Source organism: Sphingobium yanoikuyae (assembly GCF_013001025.1).
Lineage (GTDB): Bacteria > Pseudomonadota > Alphaproteobacteria > Sphingomonadales > Sphingomonadaceae > Sphingobium > Sphingobium yanoikuyae_A.
This window is the reverse complement of sequence record NZ_CP053021.1, coordinates 5,138,180-5,159,920: the sequence shown is the minus strand read 5'-3', so window position 1 is coordinate 5,159,920 and position 21,741 is coordinate 5,138,180. Positions and strand designations below refer to the sequence as shown.

Genomic DNA, 21,741 nt, shown 5'->3' with positions numbered 1-21,741 from the left:
AAGTTGATCGCCAGCCATTAGATTTTTGCGAACGATTCGCAAAAGGAAAGAAGATGGCGCAGCCCAATGTCTATCAGGTGTCCGACTGGAACGGATCGAGCGGCGAACGCTGGGTCACGCACCGGCAGCGGCTCGACGCGATGCTCGCGCCCTTTGGCGATGCGGCGATGGCAGCTGCCGCCGCCCGGCCGGGCGAGCGCGTGCTGGACGTGGGCTGCGGCGCGGGCACCAGCAGCATCGCCCTTGCCCGCCAGGTCGGCGCGACCGGCGAGGTGCTGGGCCTCGACATTTCCGGGCCGCTGATTGCCTTGGCTCAGTCGCAGCAGCCCACCGACCTTCCGGTCCGCTATGCCCTGGCCGATGCCGGCAGTGCGACATTGACCACCCATGGCTTCAACCTGCTCTTCTCCCGCTTTGGCGTGATGTTCTTCGACGATCCCGTGGCCAGCTTCGCCCATATGCGGCGCTGGCTGCGGCCGGGCGGACGGATCGCCTTCGTCTGCTGGCGGGCGGCGGCAGACAATGACTGGGTGCGCCTGCCGATGGGCGCGATCCGCGACATCGTGCCGCCGCTGGCGCCGCCCGATCCCGAAGCGCCCGGCCCCTTCTCCTTCGGCGATCCGGCACGGGTAACGCGCATCCTGACCGACGCCGGCTTTGCCGAAATCGACCTAGCCCCGATCGATGGCGTCATCCCCTTCGGCCAGGGCGCCGATCGCGAGGCGGCGCTGGACGATGCACTCGCCATGGCGTTCGAGGTCGGCCCGCTCTCCCGCGCGCTGGCCGATCAGCCTGCCGATGTGCGGGATCGCGCCGCCCAGGCGGTGCGCCAGGCCTTCGCCGCGCGGCCCGGCGAGACCGCGATCCTGATTGACGGCGCCGCCTGGATCGTGACCGCCACCAATCCGGGCTAGAGTAGCCGCACCGGCCGGGATATAGGCGCGCCATGACCGAGCATCCCGCCTATCGCCAGATCGGCCTCATCGGCACCGGCCGGGTCGCGCGCGCGCTGGGGCTGGCACTGGCGCCGCACAGCGCTGCGCCGATCCTGGTGCAGGGTCGCAATCCGGATCATGCCGCCGCTGCGGTCGAGGCGATTGGCCGTGCGCAGGCCGTTGCCCTGTCAACTTCGCTGTCACCCCATTGCGACCTGATCCTGCTGGCGGTGGCCGACGACGCCCTGCCGGCGGTGATCGCGGACCTGGCTACCATGCCGCTCGCCGCCACCATCTGCCATGTCAGCGGGCGCAGCGGCGCGGCGCTGCTTGACCCGCTGCGAGCGCAGGGCGCGATCACCGCCGCCGTCCATCCGGCGATGACCTTCACCGGCGATCCGGCCGCCGAAGTCGCGCGGATGCAGGGCGCCCGCTTCGCCATCACCGGCGCCGATGCGCCGGCTATCGCGGCGGCGCGCAGGCTGGTCGCGCTGCTGGGTGGCGTGGCGGTCGAGGTCGCGGAGGCGCATCGCGCCCTCTATCATGCAGCCCTCTGCCATGCGGCCAATCATCTGGTGACGCTGATCGCCGGCGCGTCCGACGCGCTGGTTGCGGCCGGCGTGGTGGAGCCCGGCGCGCTGCTGGCGCCGCTGGTCCGGGCCGCGCTCGACAACAGCCTGGATCGCGGGATCCATGCCCTGTCCGGCCCGCTGCTGCGCGGCGACCGACAGACGATCGGCAACCATCAGACGGCGCTGCGCGCGCACGCACCCGCGCTGCTGCCAGCCTATCGCGCCATGGCGCTGGCGACGCTCGACGCGCTGGAACGGGACGAGGGCGCGCTGCGCGACGATCTCAGCCGATAAAGCGGCTGTTGATCATCCGGGTGGTCGACCAGCCGCCATCCACCGCGATCACCTGGCCATTGATATATTCGCCTTTGTCGGAACAAAGGAAGGTGACGACATGGGCGACATCCTCCGGCGCGCAATCGCGGTAGAAGGGGGTCAGCCCCTGGTTGATCCGCTGGAAGGCGGGATAGTCCCAGGCCGCGTCGGTCATCGGCGTGCGCACCACGGTCGGCGCGACGATGTTGGAACGGATGCCATGTTCGCCATATTGCGCCGCCATCGTCTGGGTAAGGCCGGTCAGCCCCGCCTTCACCGCGCAATAGATGCCGCCATCCATCCCGCCCATGATGCCGAAGGTCGACCCGATGGTGACGATCGCCGACCCCATGCCCATATGCGGCAGGGCGGCCCGGCACAGGCGGAACGGCGCGCGCAGCGACAGGCCGATCACTTCGTCCAGCATGGCGTCGCTGGTGTCATGCACCGGCGCCCACACCCCCGCGCCGGCATTGTTGACCAGATGATCGACCCGCCCGAAACGCGCCAGTGCCTCCGCCACGATCCTGTCCGGCGCATCGTCATCGCCAATGTCGGCCGCGACGAAGGCAAAGGCAGCGTCCTGCGGCAGCGCGGCCGCCAGCGCCGCCAGCTTGTCCGCGCTGCGGCCGGTGCCCAGCACGGCCACGCCATCGGCGCACAGGGCGCGCACGATCGCCGCGCCAATGCCGCCCGCCGCGCCGGTGACGATCGCGACCTTCTGTTCCGTCATGCCATCATCCTCTGTTCGTCGTTCGCCCGCACTGCAATGTCCTCGGCTGCGACAAAGCTGAAGGTCAGCGCCGGACCGATCGTCGCGCCAGCGCCGGGATAGCAGTCGCCAAAGGGACTCGCGGCGCAATTGCCGGCGGCATAAAGATGCGGGATCGGCCGACCGCCGCCATCCAGCACCCGCGCCTGTGCGTCACAGCGCAGCCCGCCCTTGGTGCCCAGATCGCCATTGTTGATCGGCACGGCATAGAAGGGCGCGGTATCGATCGGCCCCAGATTGGGATTGGGCGTGACGCCGGGATCGCCGAAGAAGCGATCATAGATATTGCCGCCCCGGCCAAATTCGGGATCGACGCCGGTCTGCGCATAGCCGTTCATCACCTGCACGGTTTCACTCAGCGCCTGCGGCGCGATGCCGATCGTGCGCGCCAGTTCTTCGATCGATCCGGCGCGGAAGACATAATGGTCCCACCAATGGCCGGGGATGCGATGATCGGGCGTATGGACCGTGGGCATCAGGCCGCCGACGCTGAACTTTGCCCGGAACTTGGCGTCGAAGATCAGCCAGCAGGGCATGTTGGCGCCAGTCTTCACCTGATCCGCCACCATCGCCTGGCCGAACCTGTCATAGCCGGTCGCTTCATTGACGAAGCGCAGGCCCAGCCGGTTGACGCACACGCTCCACGGCCGGCCGACATCGAAAGCGGCCTGGTGGATTTCGTGGAAATTGGCGGCACCCGGCGCCGGCAGGGTCATGGTCGGTATCCACCAGCCCTGATCGGTATGGGCAAGCGAGGCGCCGATCGCTTCCGCCGCGATCAGTGCGTCGCCGCGATTGCCTTCCTCCGGGGTCGAACTGTGGCGGGCGAGGCCCGGAACCGGGTAGAAACGGTCGCGCAGCGCCTGATTCCATTCAAAGCCGCCCGCCGCCAGCACCACGCCATAGCGCGCGCCAAGCTGCTGCACCTGACCGAAGCGGCGGACGGTGATGCCCGACACGCGGCCGTCGGCGGCGAGCGTCAGCCCCTCCAGCGCGGTTTCCAGCCGCAGTTCGACGCCGCGGGCGAAGACCTGCTTGTAGAGCGCGCCCATCAGCCCCGCCCCCTGGGTGAAGCGCCGGTCCCGCGCCGACAGCCGCCGCGTGCCGATGTCGAGCCAGTAGCGCGCGATCATCTTCGCCGCGGTCCAGCGCCAGCCGCGCTGTTGCATCATCAGCGCGAAGGTCTGTCCAAGGTCCATCGCATAGCGGCGGAACAGCGTGAACCGGCTATATTGCGCCCGCATCAGCGGATAGCGATCATCCCCCAATTGCCGCCCGTCGAAGGTGGGGCAGATGATCGAGCGATCCGCCCGCGCGCCTGGCGCATCGGGAAAATAATCGGGCCAGGCCGCCGCCATCACCGGCACGCCGCTGTCCTTGAGGAAGCGCAGCATTTCCGGCGCGCGATCGACATAGGCGGCCAGCCGTTCCTGATCGACCGATACGCCGATGACGCTGCGCAGATAGCGCAACGCCTCGGCCGCGCTGTCGCCCTGGTCGCCGTCCAGCCCATGGCCGGGCACCCACATCACACCGCCCGAGGTGGCCGACGTGCCGCCAAATTGATGCGCCTTCTCCACGATCAGGACGGAGAGGCCCAGATCGGCGCCCCGCAAGGCTGCCATGGCGCCGGCGGCGCCCGATCCGACGATGATGAGGTCGAAGCTTTCCATCATCAGAAGCTCGGCACCGCTTCGAGATGCGATCCGGGCGGGAAGCAGAAATATTCTATGAAATGCCCCAGATCCGCCCGCGCATCGAAATAGGCATAGGTGCCGCCCATCGTGTCCCAGGCGATCGGCATCGCCCAGCGCGCTTTGGCCGCCGCGACCGCCGCGTCAAAGGCGGCGCGAGCGCCGAAATGCCGGCCCTGATGATGATAATGGAGGCCAAAGCCCTCCGCCGGCAGGCCCCATTGATAGACGGCGATGTCGCCCGACAGGGGCTGGATGATCTCGAACTGCAGTTCATCCCTGGTCGCCAGCGCGAAATGGGCGACCGCCTGCCGGTCCTGCCCGGTGTCGAACAGCGCATCGGGCATTTCCATATAATGGCCGATGCCGTGCAGTGCGCCGATCTCGTCCATCGCCCGGCGCCAGTCGGTGGTCACATAGGCATGCTGGTAATAGTCCCGGCGCACGGATCGCCCTCTCCCGCTCTGTTCTTCTGCCGGCCACTATCGAAGGCGGGGCAGTGAAGCGGAATGACCCCGGCGGCAGCGCCGCTTGCACCGGTGCGCGCATCGGGTTGCGGGCAATTGCCGTGCCCGTCGGCCCATGATGAATGGGGCCATGACCATGCTGACCTTCACCGCTGTCGCCCATGTCGACGATGTGCCGCCGGGCACCACCAAGGCCGTCGATGTCGACGGCGAGAGCATCCTCCTGTGCCACAGCAATGGGCGGCTGTTCGCGGTCGCCAATCGCTGCTCCCATGCCGACGAGCCGCTCGCCTGCGGCCGGGTGCGCGCGGGCTGGATCGCCTGCCCGGTCCATGGCGCGCGGTTCGATCTGGAAACCGGCCGCGCCATGAACCCGCCGGCGAAGGCACCCATCAGAGTCTATGAATTGCGGATTGTGGACGGCTGGATCGAGATCGCGCGCTAGTCCCTGCGCGGCTGCATCAGGGCCAGGAAATCCGCCAGCGCCAGTCGTGCGTCGAGCTGGGTGAAGAGGCGGATCGAGCGGCCGGGGATTTCCGCGCCATAGCGGGAATCGTCCAGCAGGCGCCGGCCCGAGATGATCGACGAGGCACTGCTCTCCGCAGACACGGACGTCAGCAACACCATCGGACTGTCGCCCAGGGTGATAGCGCCGCCCAGCTGAACGAAAGGCGGCAGATCGGCATAGCGGCCATAGAGCCAGTTCGTCGCGGGCGACATCGGCCGCAAGGTCGCCGTCATTTCCGCCACCGACATCTGCAACTGGCGATAGGCGCCGGCGGGAATTTGCCAGATCGGCATGCGGCTCCGTTCGATCACGGCGCGCGCGGCCTCCAGATCGGTGGACAGATTATATTCGGTGCCGCCCTGCGGATAATCGGCGCCGCCGATCCAGACCAGGGTCATGCGATCGGCGATCGCCGGCTCCAGCTGCAACGCCTGGGCGAGATTGGTGAGCGGCCCGCCGCAGGTGAAGAAGAGCGGCAGCGGATCGTCCCGCATCGCCTCCGCCACGATCGCCCGTGCCGCCGCCGACGCCTGTGCCCCGGCAACGCCGAACTGCTCGCTGCCGGCAATCACCGGGCAGAGATTCGTCAGCCCCATGATCTGCATCAGGTCGATCGCCGCCTCTTTGCCCGCCGCGGCAGTTGCGCCGGCCGGTTGTCCGCCCAGCGCCGCCAGCTTCGCGTCGAGCGCCGATGTCGTGACCAGCACCGGCCGGGCCGCCTTCGTCGCCAGTTGATGCGCGAGCGCGATCAAGCCGTCGGGATCGCCGGCAAAATCATTGTCGATGATGATGCGCGCCTTGGGCGCCTGCCGGATCACCGGCAGGGCGGATCGGGCGGCGCTGCCGATCATCAGGCTGGCGCCCGCTGCGATGAACCCGCGCCGATTGATCACAGTCCGCATGCCTCTCCCCTGTCTGGGCCGAGGGCTGGCATGGAGCGATCAAAGGGTCAAATAGCGATTTGCGGGTATCCCATAGGCCAGCGCTATGGATGGCTGAGCCGCGCCACCGCGACCGCACGAATGTCGGCGGCCTTGGCCTTTTCATTGCCGGTCAGGGCGAAATCCGCCTCGTCCAGCAGCAGCACCCGACGCGGCACCTTGAAGCTGGCCATGCGCGCCTTGAGATGGGCGATCAGGTCGCTTTCCGTCACCCGCGCGCCATCGACCGGGACGATGCAGGCGACCACCATCTCGCCCAGCAGATCATCGGGCACGCCGACCGTCTGGCTGCGCTTGACGCCGGGGAAGGTGGCGATCACCGCGTCTACTTCCTCGGGCGCGACATTGGCGCCGCCAGTCTTGATCATGTCGGTCAGGCGACCTTCCCAGAAGAAGCGCCCCTGTTCATCCACCCGTCCGCCGTCGCCGGTGCGGTAATAACCTTCTGCGTCGAAACACTCCTCCGGCGCCTTGCCCAGATAGGCGGTCATCAGCGTCGGCCCCTTGATGCACATTTCGCCATGCTGGCCGACCGGCAGGATCGCGCGGGTCAGCGGATCGACGATCTTGAGGCTGTTGCCGGGCAGCGGCGCGCCCGCGCTGCCGCCATAGTCCGCGTCGGACGTGTCCGCGTCGAAGGCGGTGCAGATCGTCATCGTCTCGGTCGTGCCGAAGGCCATGGGCGTGGTCCAGTCGGTGTCGACCGTCGTATGTTCACCGATCAGCTCGCCCTTGGTCACATATTTGAGGCTGGCGAGGTCCGCGCTGGCCCAATTGTCCGCCGCCTGCACCCGCGCCCATTGATGCGGCCGGCCGGTGAGGAAGGTGACGCGCTCCTGCTCGATCACGTCCAGCGCGGCGGCGGCGTCGAACACCGGTTGCAGTACCGCCGTCCCGCCGGTCGACAGCGCGGTGCCGATCACCAGGCTGATATTGCCTGACCAGAAGAGGCCATTGCCGGTCCAGCTCACCACCGGCTCACGCATTGCGAAGACCCGCGGCCAGCGCCACCACTGGATGCAGAAGGCGCGCTGGGCGTGGACGATTCCCTTGGGCAGGCTGGTGGTGCCGGACGAGAAGAAGATGCCGCCATGGTCGGACGGGGTGACGGCGGCAGCGCGCTGCGCCACCTGTGCATCGGGCACCGCCGCGCCGCTGGCCAGGAAATCGTCCCAGCCTTCATAGCCCGGCGCTGGCGGATCGGCATCGGTCACGCTGTCGAGCTGGATCAGCCGGTGGAGAAACGGCCCCTTGTCGATGCCGGCGAGCATGGCGGCGAAATCCTTCTTCATCACCCGCGTGTCGAAAAGGAGGATGCCGATCGCCGAGGCCTGGACCAGATGCTCCAGTTCCTCCGCGCTCGAAAAGCTGCTGAGCGCCACGGTGACGCCCCCCGCCATCGCGATGCCGAAGACGCTGGCCAGATATTCGGGCCGGTTCGCCATCAGCACGCCGACCCGGCCATCCTTGCCGAGACCGGCCGCGATTAGCGCCCTGGCCACCGCCACGGACCGGGCGTGGAGTTCGTCATAGCTCCAGCAGATGCGCCGATCCGCCGTCCGCATGATGACCGCATCGCGCGCGCCGTGCCACGCCCGCACCGCGTCCAGATAGGCCGGGATGGTCTGCGCCCCCTGCCCCGGCTCCTGCGCCAGCGGGGGGCCATGAACCAGCGAAAGCGGCGCGCTCAATAGGGCAACTCCACCTGCGCCGTGCCCTTCAATATCTCCTCGCCATCCTGGGTGGTCATGACCGTGCGGACCTTGACCACCGGCATGCCGAAGGGGGAACGGTCGATCTTTTCCACCACCTCGCCATCGACCCAGGTGACGTCACCCTCGAACGCGGGGGAGCGGAACTGGGTCTTGCTGTGCCAGACATAGCCGCCATGGCCGGCCCAATAGGCGACCGTGTCGAGGTGCCAGGCATTCATCGACGCGCCATAGCCATAGGCGCCGCCCATGCCGACATTCTCCGCCTTTTCGGCATTGATATGGCCCGATGACGGGCCGTGATACAGGCCGTCGCCCATCCGCGGGTCGATCTTGCGCGCTTCATGGTCGTAGGACATGTCGGCGCCGAAGCCGGCATCCTCGGTCGCCGGATCATGCACGCCATCCGGCACGTTCCACGCCCAAGTCCCCCAGATATTCTGGCGATGGGCGCGGCATTCATTGGCGAAGCTCACCACCGAATGCGGGCCGATCACCCGGCGCGGCAGCCGGTCGCCGATCTTTACATCGCCATAGGCGGGCGAATGGCCGTCGCGGTTGGATAGGATCCAGTCGTGGCGCGCCTTGTGGACGTCCGCCAGTTCCGCCTTGGTCCAGCGCCGGGGGCTGCGCTTCTCCTTGGCATAGATGCCGCGCCTGTTCGCTTCCTCGACCAGATAGCGGATCGCGGTTGCCTGTTCCTTCGCCACCAGCGCGCCATGCTGGTTGCGGTGGATGGTGTCGCCGCGCGCGAACATGGTCGGGCCGGCAAAGCCGGTCTCGGCAATCGAATAGCCGTCGAAGCGGCGGCTCTGCACCAGCTTGTCGCCGGGGCGAACGGGTGTGCCGTAAAACCACCATTCCTCGCCGGCAAAGATCAGGTGGGTGCCCGGCACCTTGCCGACGCAGGCCGGATGACAGCCATGGCCATAGTCCATCGCCACGGTGAAGCTCTGCGGCGCGACGATGCCGCCGAAGCGCGAGGCGCGGGCAAATTCCTCATCCCAGTGGATCGGATTGGGATAGTCCATCGCCTGCACCCAACGGCGAATGTCGGTCGCGTTGCAGGCGTCCCACATCTCGGCGAAGATGACCGGCTTGCCGATCCATTGGTCGACGTCGCTGGTATCCAGCACGGCGCTGGCATTATGATGTTCCATGTCGGCCATTGAACGTCCCTATTCGATCGGTTGCGGCGCGCCGGTGCCGAGATAGTCGGCCAGCACGCGGTGGAAATTGATGATCGCCCGTTCCTCGATCGGGCTGGGCCGCAACCCGTCGCAGCCACGCGAGCGCAGGCCGCGCTGCACCGCGCCCATGTTGGAGAAATCCTGGCACAGCACCTTGCGCCAGCTTGCCTCGTCCATGTCGGGCCTGTGGAGATTGGCGGGGCGCGGCTCGGTGCCTTCGGGGAAACGTTCGAGCGTATAGACCTCGAAGATGCAGCGATTGGGATCATGGCCGTCGGGCCGGGCGCGATAGCAGAGCGCGAAGGTCGGCCCGTGGATGATCACCGTGTTGGGGAAGATGTGCCAGACATTGCCCGCCGCCGCGAAATGGGCCGGGTCGATGCGCGGCCAGTTCACCCCGCGCCTGGCATCCTCCTCCACCGTGCGGCGCATCAGGTGCATCTGCACCTCGGCGGGCGGCGTCCCTTCGGGCAGTTCCTCGACCAACAAATTGGCGACCCGCACCATCGTTTCGGTGGTGGTGCCGTTCACTTCCTCCCACAGCTGGTTGAGTGAATCCGCCAGCCCCTGGCGCATGTCCGCCGCGCCGGCCGCGCCGGCGGTCGCGCCGCCCGTGCCCTCGCGCGCCTGCGATCCGAACACGCCATGGATGCCGCGCCCATCGCTCCAGGTCGGCTTGGGCGAATATCTGGTCAGTTGCGGATGGGTGCCGGCAACATGATAGCCCTCGTTGAACGCCTCGATCGCGACCTTCCAGTTGCACGGAAAATGCAGCCATTGGCGCCAGCGATAGCGCATCTGCTCCAGCTCGAACGGGTCGAGCATCGATGCCGCCGGCTCCAGATAGTCACGCAGCGGCGGCGCGTCCGGGTCCATGCAGACGAACACCCAGCCGCCCCATGTGTCGACACGCACGTCGCGCAGCCGCAGCGCATCGGCCTTCAGGCCGTCGCCCTAGGCATCCTTGCGGACGACGCCGACATTATTGCCGTCCAGATCCCAGCTCCAGGCATGGAAGGGGCAGACCAGCCGCTTCGCATTGCCGCACCCTTCGGTCAGTTGCCGGCCGCGATGGCGGCAGACGTTGAAATAGGCGGCAATCCGGTCGGGCGCGGCGCGCACGACGATGATCGAGTCATCGACAATGTCATAAGTGACATAGTCGCCGACCTCCGGGATTTCCTCTTCCCGGCAGGCGACCTGCCAGACTTTGGGCCATAGTTTCGTGGCTTCGGCATCGGCATAGGATTGCGAGACATAGGCGTCATTGCCGATCAGCACCGGTGGCTCAGTGATGCTCCCTTGCATGGTCATGCGCCCCTCCCGCTCAATGCAACGCAACCGGCGGCGGCGGCGCAGCCTCCGCGCGATAGTCGCTGGGGTTGCGGGCATAGACGCGCTTGAACATGCGGCTGAAATGAGCCGGGCTCTTGAAGCCGACGGCATAGGCGATCTCGCTGATCGAGATGCTCGCTGCGTCGGATCGCGCCATCCAGGCCCGCGCCTGCTCCAGCCGGCGCTGCCAGATCAGGTCGGAAAAGCTGGTGCCATTCTGCTTGAGCAGGGTGGTGAGATAGCGCGGTGAAATGCCGCAGCCCTTGGCCGTCATCGCGGCGGACAGGCCCGGATCGGACAGATGCACCTCGACGAAGCGGCGAACATCAGCAAAGCGCTTTTCCGCGACGGAGGGACGCGGCGGCACCGCGCGCACATCATGGCGCAGCCCCTGGCCGATCACCGCCAGCGCCGCCTCCACCAATGTCCGCGTGGTTTCCTCCGCCACATCGGCGTCGCGCTGGAACAGGCCGGCCAGGATGCCGTCGGCGATCCCCAGTTCCGCCCGCTGCATCGGCAGCAATATGCCCGCCCCGGCATCGCAATCGACGAAGCCGCGCAGCACATGGGTCGGCACCGTCACATGCAGCACCTCATGCACGCCCTGCGCATCGGGCTGGCATTCGATCAGGAAGGGCGCGGTCGAGCGCGTCATCAGGAAATCGCCATATTGGGCGGCCCGACTGCCAAGCTGGTTGGAAAAGACCAGTCGGCCCCGCTTCACGAACCACAGGACGGTGAGGTCGGTGCCATCCTCGCGGATGTGCTGGCGGGTGCGGCGGAAGAAGAGGCGGGTGGCCGATCGCAGCAGGATCGCCGCGCTGGGGCCGGCGGACTTGCGCCGTGCCTCCACGTCGATGATGGAGCCTTCCTCCATCCAGTAATCGCCGCGATAATATTCCTGCTCGCGCTCGCCGCGAAACAGGTGCTGGCATTCGTGATAATTGCCTCGGTCGAGGCTGAAGAGCGTCTCGATCATCGCATCCGCTCCTTTCAGCGCTGTGCCCGGCCGGCGCGGCTCAGCCGCCATTCCGGGGGATAGTTGAGGTCATTATTCTTGACGGTGTGGGCGATGCCCTGGTCGAAGCCGCCAGCGCCCAGATCGATATCGGTCGGCCGGTCGCTCTTCATCAGCGGCAGCATGCCTTCCAGCCAGCCGGTGAGCAGGCTGCCCATATATTCGCCGCGATATTGCTTATAGGCCTCGATGAAGGTCTTTTGCGCGACCACCACGTCGAGCGGCCGGGTGCGGGCGCAGGCATCGGCATATTTGTCGGTCTCCGCCTCCAGCGCGTCGCGCGGCACGACGGCGTTGACGAAGTTGCAGTCCATCATCTCGGCGGCGGTGAAAGGGCGGCCGGTGAACAGCATTTCGGAAAAGCGGCGAATGCCGACCATTTCCAGCCATTGCCACATACGCGGGCCCCAGCCAGCATAGCGGAAGGAGGGATGGCCAAAGAGCGCGTCGTCGGACGAGACGATCAGGTCGGCGTCGGCGCACTGGTAGAAATGCCAGCCATAGCAATAGCCCTTGGCCTCGACGATGCTGATCTTCTTGAATTCCTGCAGCGGCCGGTTGCCGGCATAGCCCTTGGCATAATGGTCGGTCAGGCCGTGGAGGAAGCGATAGGAGCCGGGCGGCGGATAGCGCACGTCGGGATCGTCAATCTCCAGGTCGGGCAGGAAATCATCCTCCGCGCCGGGATGCAGATACATGTCGCCATGTTCGTTGATGTCGCCGCCCGATCCCAGATCCTGGCCGGCGCCGCGGATCACCAGCACCTTCACATCATCGTCGATATTCGCCTTGTGGATGATCTCGCCGAACAGCAGGCGCATGCCGATCGTGGTCGTGTTGGCCTTGCCCGGCCGGTCGAAGGTGATGGTCGCGATCTTGCGCGCCCGGTCCTTCTCATAATGCACGAACTGCGCCGCCTCGCGCTTGAGCGCTGCCGCGCTTGCCCTGGCCATGCTGCTCTCTCCCATCTCTCTTATGCCCGGCAGGCTGGCATGGGGCGGCGATGGCGTATTGGCATTAGGCGCAGCTTTATCGATATGATACGCAGCGACGCGACAAGCAGGCAGACAGGCGCGCGATGGAGGAGCAGGATTTTTTCTTCGGGCTGGAAGGCCCGCTGGAGGCGGTGCCGGCCGCCGGCCAGATGCGCGCGGCCAATCTGCGCGGCTTTTCCGATTATGTCCGCGCACGCGGTGGGGCGCCGCGCCGCATTCTCGCCCAGCATGGCCTCGACCCGATGGTGCTGGCCGATCCCGACAGCCATATCGCCTGCCAGCAGGTGGCGGCGATGTTCGAATATTGCAGCCTGTTGTTCGACGATCCGCTATTCGGCCTCCACCTTGCCGCGACCCAGGACGCCGACATTTTTGGCGGCGTCACCGCCGTCTGCCGCGCCGCGCCGGACCTGCGCGCCGCGATCGCCAGCCTGATCCGCTACCTGCCGGTCGCCCATTCGCCCGAGGCGCAGCTGGAACTGGTGGAAGAAGGCGGCATGGCCGAACTGCGCTGGGTGGTCGGCGCCGATCTCGGCTTCAACGACCAGGCCAATTATCAGGCGATGATGCTGATCCTGCTGCTGTTGCGGACCGTCAGCGGCCAGCGCTTCCGCGCCGCCTGGGTGCAATTTTCCGCTGATCCCAGCCCACGCGAACTGATCGAGATAGAGGCGTTGCTGGGCACGGCCGTCCGCCCGCGCGCGCCGGGCAGCGCGATCGGCTTTTCCGCCGCCTTGCTCGACCTGCCGATCGCAACGGCCAATCGGCTGACCTATCGGCTGGTCGGCGGCTATCTGGGTCGGCTGCGCCTGTTCAACCATGCCGACATGGCGGAACGGGCGCGATCCTATGTGCGCGGCGCGCTGCCGGCAGGCACCTGCGCGATCGAGCGCTGCGCCGACCGGATGGGCCTGTCGGTGCGGACGCTGCAAAGCCGGCTCGCCGCCCATGGCCTGCATTTCAGCGATCTGGTCGAGGAACAGCGCGAGCAACTCGCCCGCATCTATCTGCGCCAAACGCCGATGCCGATCGACGAGGTGGCGGAGCGGCTGGGCTATGCCGAACAGACCAGCTTCGGCCGCGCCTTCAAGCGCTGGACCGGGCAGACGCCAAGGCAATTCCGTAACGCCTAGCGCAGCAGCCGCACCCAGGCATCCGACAGCGCATCCAAGCCGAAATGGTCGATCCGGTCGCCGGGGCGGATCGCGGTGGCGAGGTCCAGTTGCCGTGCCAGCGCATCGGCCATCGCCGCCGCATCGGCCGGATCGACCAGCAGTCCGCACCGTCCATCATCGAGCAGGTCGACGGCGTTGCCGGCGCTGCGCGACGCGACGATCGGCACATCCACGGCCATCGCCTCCAGCAACACATTGGGCGATCCCTCCCACCAGCTCGGCAGGACGAAGGCATCGGCATGGGCCAGCCAGGGGAAGACATTGTCGACCGTGCCGGGCAGGTCGATATGCGCGGCCACGCCCAACGCCGCCGCCTGCGCCCGCAGGCTGTCACAGGCGCGGTCGCGACTTTCGCCCAGGATGATGAGGCGCGCCGGCCTTTGCCGCCGCAGGATCGCGAAGGCCGCGAGCAAGGTGGCGAAATTCTTCTGCGGCGCCAGCCGGCCGATCGCCAGGATCACCGGCGGCGTGCGCCCCATCCAGCGATGCGGCACCGGCCCGTCCGCCAGGAAGCGGGCGGCATCGGCATCGATGCCATTGGGGATCACCGCCACCTTGCCCGCCCGCGCCGCGCCGGCAAAAGCAGGCGTATCCGCCAAGGTCGGCGACACCAGCACCAGATGATCGGCGTCGCGCGCCAGCAGCCGCGCCATCGCGGTGCGGCCGATGCGCCCAAGCCCGCCCGACGGCGCGCCCGCCGCGTTGCGCATGAGATCGTTGCTGATGCGATAGATGCGCCGCACGTCGCGCAGTCCCTGGCTCGCCGCCCAGGCCGTGCCATGGCCATGATTGCCCGCCGAAATCAGCGTCGCTTGTCCCCGCGATCGCAAATGCCGCCGCAGCGCCGCGATCGCCTGCAGCTTTTCGCGCGGGCGCGACGGGTACGGTCCGGCCAGCAGCGCATGATGCGGCACGCCGGTCACGCCCTCGCCACCCGGCAGCGCCGTCACCAGTTCGACCGCCAGACCGCGCGCCGCCAGTTCGGCGGCCAGGATACGGACATTGCGCACCACGCCGGTCGCGGCCAGCGCATGGACATAGAGGATGATCACGCCCGGCGCGGGTCGCGCTCGATCGCGCCGGCCGCCTGCCAGCGCTGCGGCGGCAGATGGCGCAGATGATGGCAGTAAAGCGCGCCCAGCCGGCTGTCGGCCAGCCCCCGGCCGCTCACCAGTTGCATGATGTCGGTGCCGGGGTTCCAGTTGCCTTCGACCAGCACCGGGCCGTCCGGCGTCAGGCCAACATCCCAGCCGATCACGGTAAAGCCCGATCGGAAAGCGAGATGCGCCCGCAGCGCCAGCGCCACGGCGGCATCCAGATCAGGCACCGGCCGGCCGCTGATAAGTGCGCCGGTCAGCGGATGCCGGTCACAGCGGATCGGCGCGCCGTCCGGTCCCGCCTGCCACACCGGCCCGCAATGCCCGTCGGCATCGACCGACAGCACCAGATTGCCGGCGTTGAAATTATCCACAGGGCGCCCGCCGCCGGCCGACAGGCGCAGCGCCAGCGCGCAGGCCTCGGGCGTGCCAACCTCGTCCAGGCAGGTGACCACGCGCAAGGTCGGCAGCGCGCCCGGCGACATGTCCGCCAGCGCTTCATGGGTAGCCAGGCAGCGCTGGATCACCCCGCCGGCCGCCCACAGCGCCAGCAGGCGCGCGCGCAGCGCGTCGTCGGCGATCGGCCCTTCGGCCCCTTCCCAGCGTCCGCCCTTCTTTTCGAAGCGCACCACACCCTGCCCCTTGGAGCAATAGCTGGGCTTGGCGATGATGACGCTCTGGCCGTGCAGCCAGCTGGCGATATCACTCGTCTCCAGCGCGAAACTGTCGGGCACCGGCAGGCCGGCGGCAGCGGCATGGCGGGCGAAAAGCTGCTTGTTCTTGAGCGGATTGGCCTCGGCCGGAAAGGCACCGGGATTGAGCAGCCGATGCAGCCCCTTGCGATCGCGCATGCTGAGCCCCTGCGCCCGCACCGTCTCGCACAGCAAGCGTCGTTCCGATGCCGCCCAGCCGCTGCGCCCGCTCGCCGCGATCAGCCGCGCAACCGTTCGCCGGCCCAGCGGCCAGTGGCGACGCAATCCGTCATGATAGGCCGCCAGCAGGACATTGCCGTCGGCCGGGGGCAACGCACGCAACGTGAACAAGGGTCAGGCCGCCTCGACCCGCGCCAGCCGCCGCTCCAGCAATTCGCTTGCCACGCCATGGCTGCGCGCATTGTCGACGTCGATCGCGACCGCACCGTCGCTCAGGATCACCGGCGCGATCACCATGCGGAAGCGGCGGGAAAAGCGCGCAAAGGCCTGGCCCAGCGTGCCGATGCCGAAGCGGAAACGGATCAGGTTGATCAGGCCGAAGGCGCCGATGATCCGCATCGGATGCTTCACGAACTGCCCGCCCGAGCGGAAGGTCTCGGCCGCTGCCAGCGCCTTTGCATCCTTCAGCCAATAGGTGTTGCAGTTGGAAAATTCGTCGTCGGCGAAGCGATAGAATTTGCGCTGCCCCTGCGGATGGGCCGCCAGCACCGACGCGCGGCGGGTGAAAGCGACGCCGGCATTAGCCCCTTGCGCCGCGCAACCGTCCAGCATCTCGGCCAGTGCATCGGGCGTCAGCAGCACATTGTCGGCGGTGGTGATGAGCAGCGGGAAGCGCGCGCCGTCGGCTGCGGCCAGCACGGAATCGACCAGATTGGGCCGGGCCGGAATCGCGACCAGCCGCCCGGTGTTCCGCAGGCCGCGCAGTTGCGGCAGGGCATCGAGCACCGCCACATCCTCAATCGCGACCCGGATTTCGCCAATGCGCGGGCTGGCCGCCAGCGCCTCGATCACATGAACCAGCATCGGCTGGCCAGCGACCGGGACAAGGCATTTATGCGTGACATCTGCTGCCAGCGCGAGCGGATCGGTCGCTCCATCGCGCTTGCCGGCCAATACCAGTGCCGTCGCTGTCCCCGGCATCAGGCAGCCTCCAGCACCGGCATTTCGGTCAGCAGGCCATGGCGGGCCAGGCTGTGCGCGACGATGGTTTCGACCAGGCTCTGATGATCGACGCCGATCGACGCGGCCGAGCGCGAGATCGTCTTCTTCGACCAGAGATTGCAGGACAGGTTCACTTCCATGAACAGCAGCTCGCCCGACGCCGGATCGTAGCGATACTCGAACCGGCCATAGTCGAACGGCCAGAGTTCGGGCAGCAGGCGGCGGGTCATATCCTCCAGCCGCGTCCGCAGGTCATGGTCCTCGACCAGGATCAGCGGATCATCGCCCGCATCGATCAAGCCGCGCTTCTCCTCATAGCTGCGTTCGCGATGCGGATCGGCCGGCACATACATCATCGGCGGGAGAATCCAGGGCTGGCCACCGCTGCCGCCGACGACCGGCACGGCCACGTCGAGCAAGGGCGCCCAGGCCTCGACCAGCACGTCATGGCCCAGGCCATGGAGATGATCGGCATGGGCATGGGCCTCCGCCCAGCTGTCGACCATTGCGAGGCCCCAGGAGGCCGAGGACGCGTTGGGCTTCACCACCAGCCGTTCCGCCTGAAATTCCGGGCCGGCCGGCATCGCGCCGCGGCGCAGGATGCGCGCTGGCATGGTCGGCACGCCATGGGCGCGGGCGATCAGCTTGGAGAGATATTTGTCGTCCGACACACCGCGCAGGATCGGACTAGCGCCCAGGAAGGGCACGCCGCGCCAGGACAGCAGGAGCGGCGCCAGCATCTCGCTATTCTGGAAGCCGCCGCGATTGAGCAGGGTGACGACGAAGTCGACATCGGGCTTGTCGAACAGCGCATCATAGCTGTCGGCGACCGCGACATGGAGGCCGATCGCCTCCAGCGTCGATCGCATCTCATGATGATAGACGGCATGATTGCCATCCACGCTGTCGGCGCCGCCGCCCTTGCAGGCATGTTTGGCCAGGAACAGGAGGCGCAGCCGGGCCTTGTCGGCCGGGGAGATGCGCATGCAACGGTCGATCGGGTTCAGCATGGCGCCGCAATAGCGCCCGCCCGTTACGCTGGATTGACGGTGCGATGACGCCGAAGGGACGAAGACGGGTCAGGGCCGTGACGGCTTCATGACCGGGCGATGTCAAACCCGTCGCAGATCAGGACTGGACCATCTGAACCGCCACCGCCTCGGCCACCTTGATGCCGTCGATCGCCGCCGAGAGGATACCCCCGGCATAGCCCGCGCCCTCGCCCGCCGGGTAGAGGCCGGCAACGTTGAGGCTCTGAAAATCCTTGCCGCGCGTGATGCGGATCGGCGAGGAGGTGCGGGTTTCCACGCCGGTCATCACCGCGTCGGGATCGTCATAGCGGGCGATCTGGCGACCAAAGGCCGGCAGCGCCTCATGAAACGCCTCGATCACATAGTCGGGCAGGCAGAGCGACAGGTCGGTCGGCGTGACCCCCGGCTTGTAGGAGGGCACGACCGATCCCAGCTGGGTCGAAGGCCGATGCGCGAGGAAGTCGCCCACCGTCTGCCCCGGCGCCCAATAGGAAGAACCGCCCGCGACATAGGCCAGGCTTTCCCAATGGCGCTGCAGTTCGATCCCGGCCAATGGCCCCTCCGGGAAATCGCGCGCCGGATCGATGCCGACGACCAGCCCCGAATTGGCGTTGAATTCGGCGCGGCTATACTGGCTCATGCCATTGGTGACGACGCGCCCTTCCTCCGAAGTGGCGGCGACCACCCGGCCACCCGGACACATGCAGAAGCTGTAGACGGTCCGCCCATTGGCGCAATGATGGGCGAGGCTATAGGCCGCCGCACCCAAATCGGGATGGCCGGCGCAATTGCCATAGCGCGCCTTGTCGACCCAGCTTTGCGGATGCTCGATCCGCACGCCGATCGAGAAGGGCTTGGGTTCGATATGCACGCCCTTGCCGTGCAGCATCTCGAAGGTCGGGCGGGCGCTGTGGCCCACCGCCATCACCACATGATCCGCCTCGATCACGCTGCCGTCATGCAGCACCAGCCCGCGCAATTTCTGCGTGCCGTCGCCCTGCCGTTCCAGCACCAGATCGTCGACGCGGTGCTGCCAGCGATATTCGCCGCCGAGCGACTCGATCTGCTTGCGCATCGCTTCGACCATCGAGACCAGGCGGAAAGTGCCGATATGGGGGTGCGCTTCCCACAAGATATCGTCGGGTGCGCCGGCGGCGACGAACTCCTCCAGCACCTTGCGGCCCAGGAAGCGGGGATCCTTCACCCGGCAATAGAGCTTGCCGTCGGAGAAGGTACCGGCGCCCCCCTCGCCGAACTGGACATTGGAATCGGGGTTGAGTTCGGCCCGGCGCCACAGGCCCCAGGTGTCCTTGGTCCGCTCGCGCACCACCTTGCCGCGATCCAGGATGATCGGCTTGAACCCCATCTGCGCCAGGATCAGGCCGGCGAACAGGCCGCACGGCCCCGCCCCGATCACCACCGGGCGCTTGCCCTGCCAGCCGTCGGGCACATGGGCGACGAACTTGTAGCTGGTGTCGGGCGTCGGCCGGACATCATGGTCCTTGGCAAAGCGCTCCAGCACCGCGGCCTCGTCGGCCACGTCGATGTCGAGCGTATAGACCAGCTGGATCGCGCTGCGGCGGCGCGCATCATTGCCGCGCCGCACGACGCTGTGGCCAAGCAGTTGCTGCGGCTCCAGCCCCAGGCGTTCGCAGATGGCGACGGGCATCGCCTCGGCCGAATGGTCGAGGGGCAGTTTCAAACCGGAAAGACGGATCATGGCGCCGCCCATAGTCGCAAATCGCCCGAAATGCTATTCCCCGAGGCCGTGGCACGGCCGATCGTCCTGCGCATCTTCTAACCTTGACGTAAACGTAAAGCCGTCATAGTCTTTGCTCATGAACACGCGCACCAGCATTGCCGGCATCGAGCTTCCCGATGACCGTGACCAGCAGAGCTACAGCATCACCGACCTCAGCGAGGAGTTCGGCGTCACCGCCCGTGCCCTGCGCTTCTATGAGGATGAAGGGCTGATCGCACCGGAGCGCCAGGGCCTGGCCCGCGTCTATTCGCGCCGCGACCGCGCCCGCCTTGCCTGGATCCTGCGCGGCAAGCGCGTGGGCTTCAGCCTCAACGATATTCGCGAGATGATCGACCTCTACGACGCCGACGAGGGGCATGAGGAACAGCGCCGCGTGACGATCGACAAGTGCCGCGCGCGCATCGACCTTCTGACCCGCCAGAAGGACGATATCGATGCCGCCATCGCCGAACTGGCGAGCTTCATCGGAACGATCGAGAAATAAGCCGGAGCCGCATCGTCGGTTCCCCCGCAGCAGAACAAAAACGCCTGGAGAAGATTCATGCCCAGCTACAACGCCCCTGTCCGCGACACCCGCTTCGTGCTCGACCATGTCGTCGGGCTGGAGCGCTACGCCAATCTGCCCGGTTTCGAGAATGCGACCCCCGACCTGGTCGAGGCGATCCTGACCGAAGGCGGCAAGATCGCGTCGGAAGTGCTGTTCCCGATCAACGCCGTGGGCGACAAGGAAGGCTGTACCCGTCATGCCGACGGCAGCGTCACCACGCCGACCGGCTTCAAGGCGGCCTATGACCAGTTTGTCGAGGGCGGCTGGACCACGCTGCACGCGCCGACCGAATTTGGCGGCCAGGGCCTGCCCAATGTCGTCGCCACCGCTGTCACCGAATATGTGCTGTCGGCCAACCAGGCGTTCGAAATGTATCATGGCCTGACCGCCGGCGCGATCGCCGCGCTGATCGCCAAGGGCAGCGACGAGCAGAAGGCCACCTATCTGCCCAACATGGTGTCGGGCGTCTGGACCGGCACGATGAACCTGACCGAGCCCCATTCCGGCACTGACCTCGGCCTCATCAAGACCAAGGCCGTGCCGAACGGGGATGGCAGCTTCGCGATCAGCGGCACCAAGATCTTCATCTCGGCCGGCGAGCATGACCTGGCGGAGAATATCATCCACCTCGTCCTCGCCAAGACGCCGGGTGCGCCCGACAGCAGCAAGGGCATTTCGCTGTTCGTCGTGCCCAAGTTCATCGTCAATGAAGATGGCTCGCTGGGCGATCGCAATGCCGTGTCCTGCGGCTCGCTCGAACACAAGATGGGCATCCACGGCAACGCCACCTGCGTCATGAACTATGACGGCGCCAAGGGCTGGCTGGTCGGCGAGGAGAATAAGGGGCTGGCCGCCATGTTCATCATGATGAACGCCGCGCGCCTGGGCGTCGGCTTGCAGGGTCTGGGCCAGGGCGAGATCGCGTTCCAGAACGCCGTCCATTATGCCAAGGACCGTCGCCAGGGCCGCGCGCTCACCGGCCCCAAGGAGCCGGAGGAAAAGGCCGACACGCTGTTCGTCCATCCCGATGTCCGCCGCATGCTGATGGAAGGCAAGGCGCTGACCGAGGGCCTGCGCGCGCTGATCCTGTGGGGCGCATTGCAGCATGACCTGTCGCACAGCGCCGCGACCGAGGAAGAACGTCAGGCGGCCGACGATCTGCTGCAGCTGCTGACCCCGGTGATCAAGGGCTATGGCACCGACAAGGGCTTCGACGTTGCCGTCTCCAGCCAGCAGGTGTTCGGCGGCCATGGCTATATCTGGGAAAATGGCGTCGAACAGTATGTGCGCGACGCCCGCATCGCCCAGATCTACGAAGGCACCAATGGCGTGCAGGCGATGGATCTGGTCGGCCGCAAGCTGCCGATGAATGGCGGCCGCGCGCTCCAGGCCTTCCTCAAGATCCTGGCCACCGAAATCGCCGAGGCCAAGACCAACGAGAAGCTGGCGAGCTTCGCCGATGCGCTCGAAAAGGCCAAGGGCCAGCTTGAAGCGGCGACCATGTGGCTGATGCAGAACGCGATGAAGAACCCCGACAATGCCGGGGCCGGCGCGCATCATTACATGCACATCCTGGGCATCGTCGCCACCGGCCTGATGTGGCTGCGCATGGCGAAGGCCGCCACCGGCCTGATCGATGCGGGCGAGGGCGATGCCGGCTTCCTGGAAGCCAAGCTGGTCACCGCGCGCTTCTTTGCCGAGCGCATCATGCCCGACGCCGGTTCGCTCCGCCGCAAGATCGAGGGCGGCGCCGACACGCTGATGGCGCTAGACCCGGACATGTTCCTGGCGGCCTAATCAG

21 protein-coding genes are annotated in these 21,741 nt (G+C 67.1%); 6 read left to right on the top strand and 15 right to left on the bottom strand.

From position 1 onward, the window contains the following. Window positions 1–53 precede the first annotated feature (53 nt). Window positions 54–914 (top strand): class I SAM-dependent methyltransferase, encoded by an 861-nt coding sequence (locus tag HH800_RS24935; protein ID WP_169863061.1) that lies wholly within the window; start codon window positions 54–56, stop codon window positions 912–914. Between the two features lie 32 nt (window positions 915–946). Further along, window positions 947–1,801, top strand: coding sequence for a Rossmann-like and DUF2520 domain-containing protein (locus HH800_RS24930; protein WP_169863059.1), 855 nt, complete (start codon window positions 947–949; stop codon window positions 1,799–1,801). Here the strand turns inward: HH800_RS24930 and HH800_RS24925 are convergent. The 3 genes from HH800_RS24925 to HH800_RS24915 are packed head-to-tail and all read right to left on the bottom strand — an operon-like array spanning window position 1,791 to window position 4,734. After that, window positions 1,791–2,555 (bottom strand): SDR family NAD(P)-dependent oxidoreductase, encoded by a 765-nt coding sequence (locus HH800_RS24925; protein WP_169863057.1) that lies wholly within the window; start codon window positions 2,553–2,555, stop codon window positions 1,791–1,793. The two genes, HH800_RS24930 and HH800_RS24925, sit on opposite strands and share 11 nt — an antisense overlap. Continuing rightward, on the bottom strand, window positions 2,552–4,270 hold the full coding sequence (locus HH800_RS24920) for an FAD-dependent oxidoreductase (protein ID WP_169863056.1): 1,719 nt from the start codon (window positions 4,268–4,270) through the stop codon (window positions 2,552–2,554). The genes HH800_RS24925 and HH800_RS24920 overlap by 4 nt, the downstream gene beginning before the upstream one ends. Beyond that, entirely contained in the window at window positions 4,270–4,734 is a 465-nt protein-coding gene (locus HH800_RS24915; protein ID WP_169863054.1) for a hypothetical protein, read from the bottom strand. The genes HH800_RS24920 and HH800_RS24915 overlap by 1 nt, the downstream gene beginning before the upstream one ends. Window positions 4,735–4,885: 151 nt before the next feature. Here HH800_RS24915 and HH800_RS24910 point away from each other — a divergent pair, with 151 nt between their 5' ends. Beyond that, on the top strand, window positions 4,886–5,200 hold the full coding sequence (locus tag HH800_RS24910; RefSeq protein ID WP_235681977.1) for a Rieske (2Fe-2S) protein: 315 nt from the start codon (window positions 4,886–4,888) through the stop codon (window positions 5,198–5,200). Here the strand turns inward: HH800_RS24910 and HH800_RS24905 are convergent. The 7 genes from HH800_RS24905 to HH800_RS24880 all read right to left on the bottom strand — a co-directional run bounded on the left by HH800_RS24905 (window position 5,197) and on the right by HH800_RS24880 (window position 12,412). Continuing rightward, window positions 5,197–6,165: a nucleoside hydrolase gene (locus HH800_RS24905; RefSeq protein WP_169863050.1), complete on the bottom strand. Its 969-nt coding sequence runs from the start codon at window positions 6,163–6,165 to the stop codon at window positions 5,197–5,199. The two genes, HH800_RS24910 and HH800_RS24905, sit on opposite strands and share 4 nt — an antisense overlap. Window positions 6,166–6,248: 83 nt before the next feature. Next, window positions 6,249–7,895, bottom strand: a complete 1,647-nt coding sequence (locus HH800_RS24900) for a class I adenylate-forming enzyme family protein (RefSeq protein WP_169863048.1) — start codon at window positions 7,893–7,895, stop codon at window positions 6,249–6,251. Next, window positions 7,892–9,085, bottom strand: coding sequence for an FAS1-like dehydratase domain-containing protein (locus HH800_RS24895; RefSeq protein WP_169863046.1), 1,194 nt, complete (start codon window positions 9,083–9,085; stop codon window positions 7,892–7,894). The genes HH800_RS24900 and HH800_RS24895 overlap by 4 nt, the downstream gene beginning before the upstream one ends. A gap of 9 nt (window positions 9,086–9,094) precedes the next feature. Continuing rightward, on the bottom strand, window positions 9,095–10,021 hold the full coding sequence (locus HH800_RS24890; protein WP_235681976.1) for an SRPBCC family protein: 927 nt from the start codon (window positions 10,019–10,021) through the stop codon (window positions 9,095–9,097). A 39-nt stretch (window positions 10,022–10,060) separates the two neighbouring features. Beyond that, entirely contained in the window at window positions 10,061–10,420 is a 360-nt protein-coding gene (locus HH800_RS29180) for an aromatic ring-hydroxylating oxygenase subunit alpha (protein WP_235681975.1), read from the bottom strand. Between the two features lie 13 nt (window positions 10,421–10,433). Then, a complete protein-coding gene (locus HH800_RS24885; protein WP_169863044.1) occupies window positions 10,434–11,420 on the bottom strand; it encodes a helix-turn-helix transcriptional regulator in 987 nt (328 codons plus the stop codon). Between the two features lie 14 nt (window positions 11,421–11,434). Further along, entirely contained in the window at window positions 11,435–12,412 is a 978-nt protein-coding gene (locus HH800_RS24880; RefSeq protein WP_169863042.1) for an enoyl-CoA hydratase/isomerase family protein, read from the bottom strand. 125 nt (window positions 12,413–12,537) lie between these two features. Here HH800_RS24880 and HH800_RS24875 point away from each other — a divergent pair, with 125 nt between their 5' ends. Further along, entirely contained in the window at window positions 12,538–13,587 is a 1,050-nt protein-coding gene (locus tag HH800_RS24875) for an AraC family transcriptional regulator (protein WP_037515856.1), read from the top strand. Here the strand turns inward: HH800_RS24875 and HH800_RS24870 are convergent. From HH800_RS24870 to HH800_RS24850, 5 genes are all read right to left on the bottom strand, one after another. Beyond that, a complete protein-coding gene (locus HH800_RS24870; protein ID WP_169863040.1) occupies window positions 13,584–14,681 on the bottom strand; it encodes a glycosyltransferase in 1,098 nt (365 codons plus the stop codon). The two genes, HH800_RS24875 and HH800_RS24870, sit on opposite strands and share 4 nt — an antisense overlap. Next, the gene (locus tag HH800_RS24865; RefSeq protein ID WP_169863039.1) at window positions 14,678–15,769 is read right to left on the bottom strand and encodes a sugar-transfer associated ATP-grasp domain-containing protein; all 1,092 of its coding nucleotides are present in this window, start codon (window positions 15,767–15,769) and stop codon (window positions 14,678–14,680) included. The genes HH800_RS24870 and HH800_RS24865 overlap by 4 nt, the downstream gene beginning before the upstream one ends. 3 nt (window positions 15,770–15,772) lie before the next feature. Then, entirely contained in the window at window positions 15,773–16,579 is an 807-nt protein-coding gene (locus HH800_RS24860) for an NTP transferase domain-containing protein (RefSeq protein ID WP_169863037.1), read from the bottom strand. Then, window positions 16,579–17,610 (bottom strand): phosphoribosylglycinamide synthetase, encoded by a 1,032-nt coding sequence (locus HH800_RS24855; RefSeq protein ID WP_169863035.1) that lies wholly within the window; start codon window positions 17,608–17,610, stop codon window positions 16,579–16,581. Before HH800_RS24855 ends, HH800_RS24860 begins: the two co-directional genes overlap by 1 nt. Before the next feature lie 118 nt (window positions 17,611–17,728). Further along, window positions 17,729–19,351, bottom strand: a complete 1,623-nt coding sequence (locus HH800_RS24850) for an NAD(P)/FAD-dependent oxidoreductase (RefSeq protein ID WP_169863033.1) — start codon at window positions 19,349–19,351, stop codon at window positions 17,729–17,731. Between the two features lie 118 nt (window positions 19,352–19,469). On the opposite strand from HH800_RS24850, the gene HH800_RS24845 reads away from it, so the two are divergent. After that, window positions 19,470–19,877: a MerR family transcriptional regulator gene (locus tag HH800_RS24845; protein WP_004210206.1), complete on the top strand. Its 408-nt coding sequence runs from the start codon at window positions 19,470–19,472 to the stop codon at window positions 19,875–19,877. A 57-nt stretch (window positions 19,878–19,934) separates the two neighbouring features. Next, window positions 19,935–21,737: an acyl-CoA dehydrogenase C-terminal domain-containing protein gene (locus HH800_RS24840; protein WP_169863031.1), complete on the top strand. Its 1,803-nt coding sequence runs from the start codon at window positions 19,935–19,937 to the stop codon at window positions 21,735–21,737. Window positions 21,738–21,741 lie beyond the last annotated feature (4 nt).

Coding starts and splice junctions, on each gene's coding strand:
- HH800_RS24935 (WP_169863061.1), top strand. CDS start 54: ATGGCGCAGCCCAATGTCTATCAGGTGTCCGACTGGAACGGATCGAGC.
- HH800_RS24930 (WP_169863059.1), top strand. CDS start 947: ATGACCGAGCATCCCGCCTATCGCCAGATCGGCCTCATCGGCACCGGC.
- HH800_RS24925 (WP_169863057.1), bottom strand. CDS start 2,555: ATGACGGAACAGAAGGTCGCGATCGTCACCGGCGCGGCGGGCGGCATT.
- HH800_RS24920 (WP_169863056.1), bottom strand. CDS start 4,270: ATGATGGAAAGCTTCGACCTCATCATCGTCGGATCGGGCGCCGCCGGC.
- HH800_RS24910 (WP_235681977.1), top strand. CDS start 4,886: ATGACCATGCTGACCTTCACCGCTGTCGCCCATGTCGACGATGTGCCG.
- HH800_RS24905 (WP_169863050.1), bottom strand. CDS start 6,165: ATGCGGACTGTGATCAATCGGCGCGGGTTCATCGCAGCGGGCGCCAGC.
- HH800_RS24895 (WP_169863046.1), bottom strand. CDS start 9,085: ATGGCCGACATGGAACATCATAATGCCAGCGCCGTGCTGGATACCAGC.
- HH800_RS29180 (WP_235681975.1), bottom strand. CDS start 10,420: ATGACCATGCAAGGGAGCATCACTGAGCCACCGGTGCTGATCGGCAAT.
- HH800_RS24885 (WP_169863044.1), bottom strand. CDS start 11,420: ATGATCGAGACGCTCTTCAGCCTCGACCGAGGCAATTATCACGAATGC.
- HH800_RS24880 (WP_169863042.1), bottom strand. CDS start 12,412: ATGGCCAGGGCAAGCGCGGCAGCGCTCAAGCGCGAGGCGGCGCAGTTC.
- HH800_RS24875 (WP_037515856.1), top strand. CDS start 12,538: ATGGAGGAGCAGGATTTTTTCTTCGGGCTGGAAGGCCCGCTGGAGGCG.
- HH800_RS24860 (WP_169863037.1), bottom strand. CDS start 16,579: ATGCCGGGGACAGCGACGGCACTGGTATTGGCCGGCAAGCGCGATGGA.
- HH800_RS24855 (WP_169863035.1), bottom strand. CDS start 17,610: ATGCTGAACCCGATCGACCGTTGCATGCGCATCTCCCCGGCCGACAAG.
- HH800_RS24850 (WP_169863033.1), bottom strand. CDS start 19,351: ATGATCCGTCTTTCCGGTTTGAAACTGCCCCTCGACCATTCGGCCGAG.
- HH800_RS24845 (WP_004210206.1), top strand. CDS start 19,470: ATGAACACGCGCACCAGCATTGCCGGCATCGAGCTTCCCGATGACCGT.
- HH800_RS24840 (WP_169863031.1), top strand. CDS start 19,935: ATGCCCAGCTACAACGCCCCTGTCCGCGACACCCGCTTCGTGCTCGAC.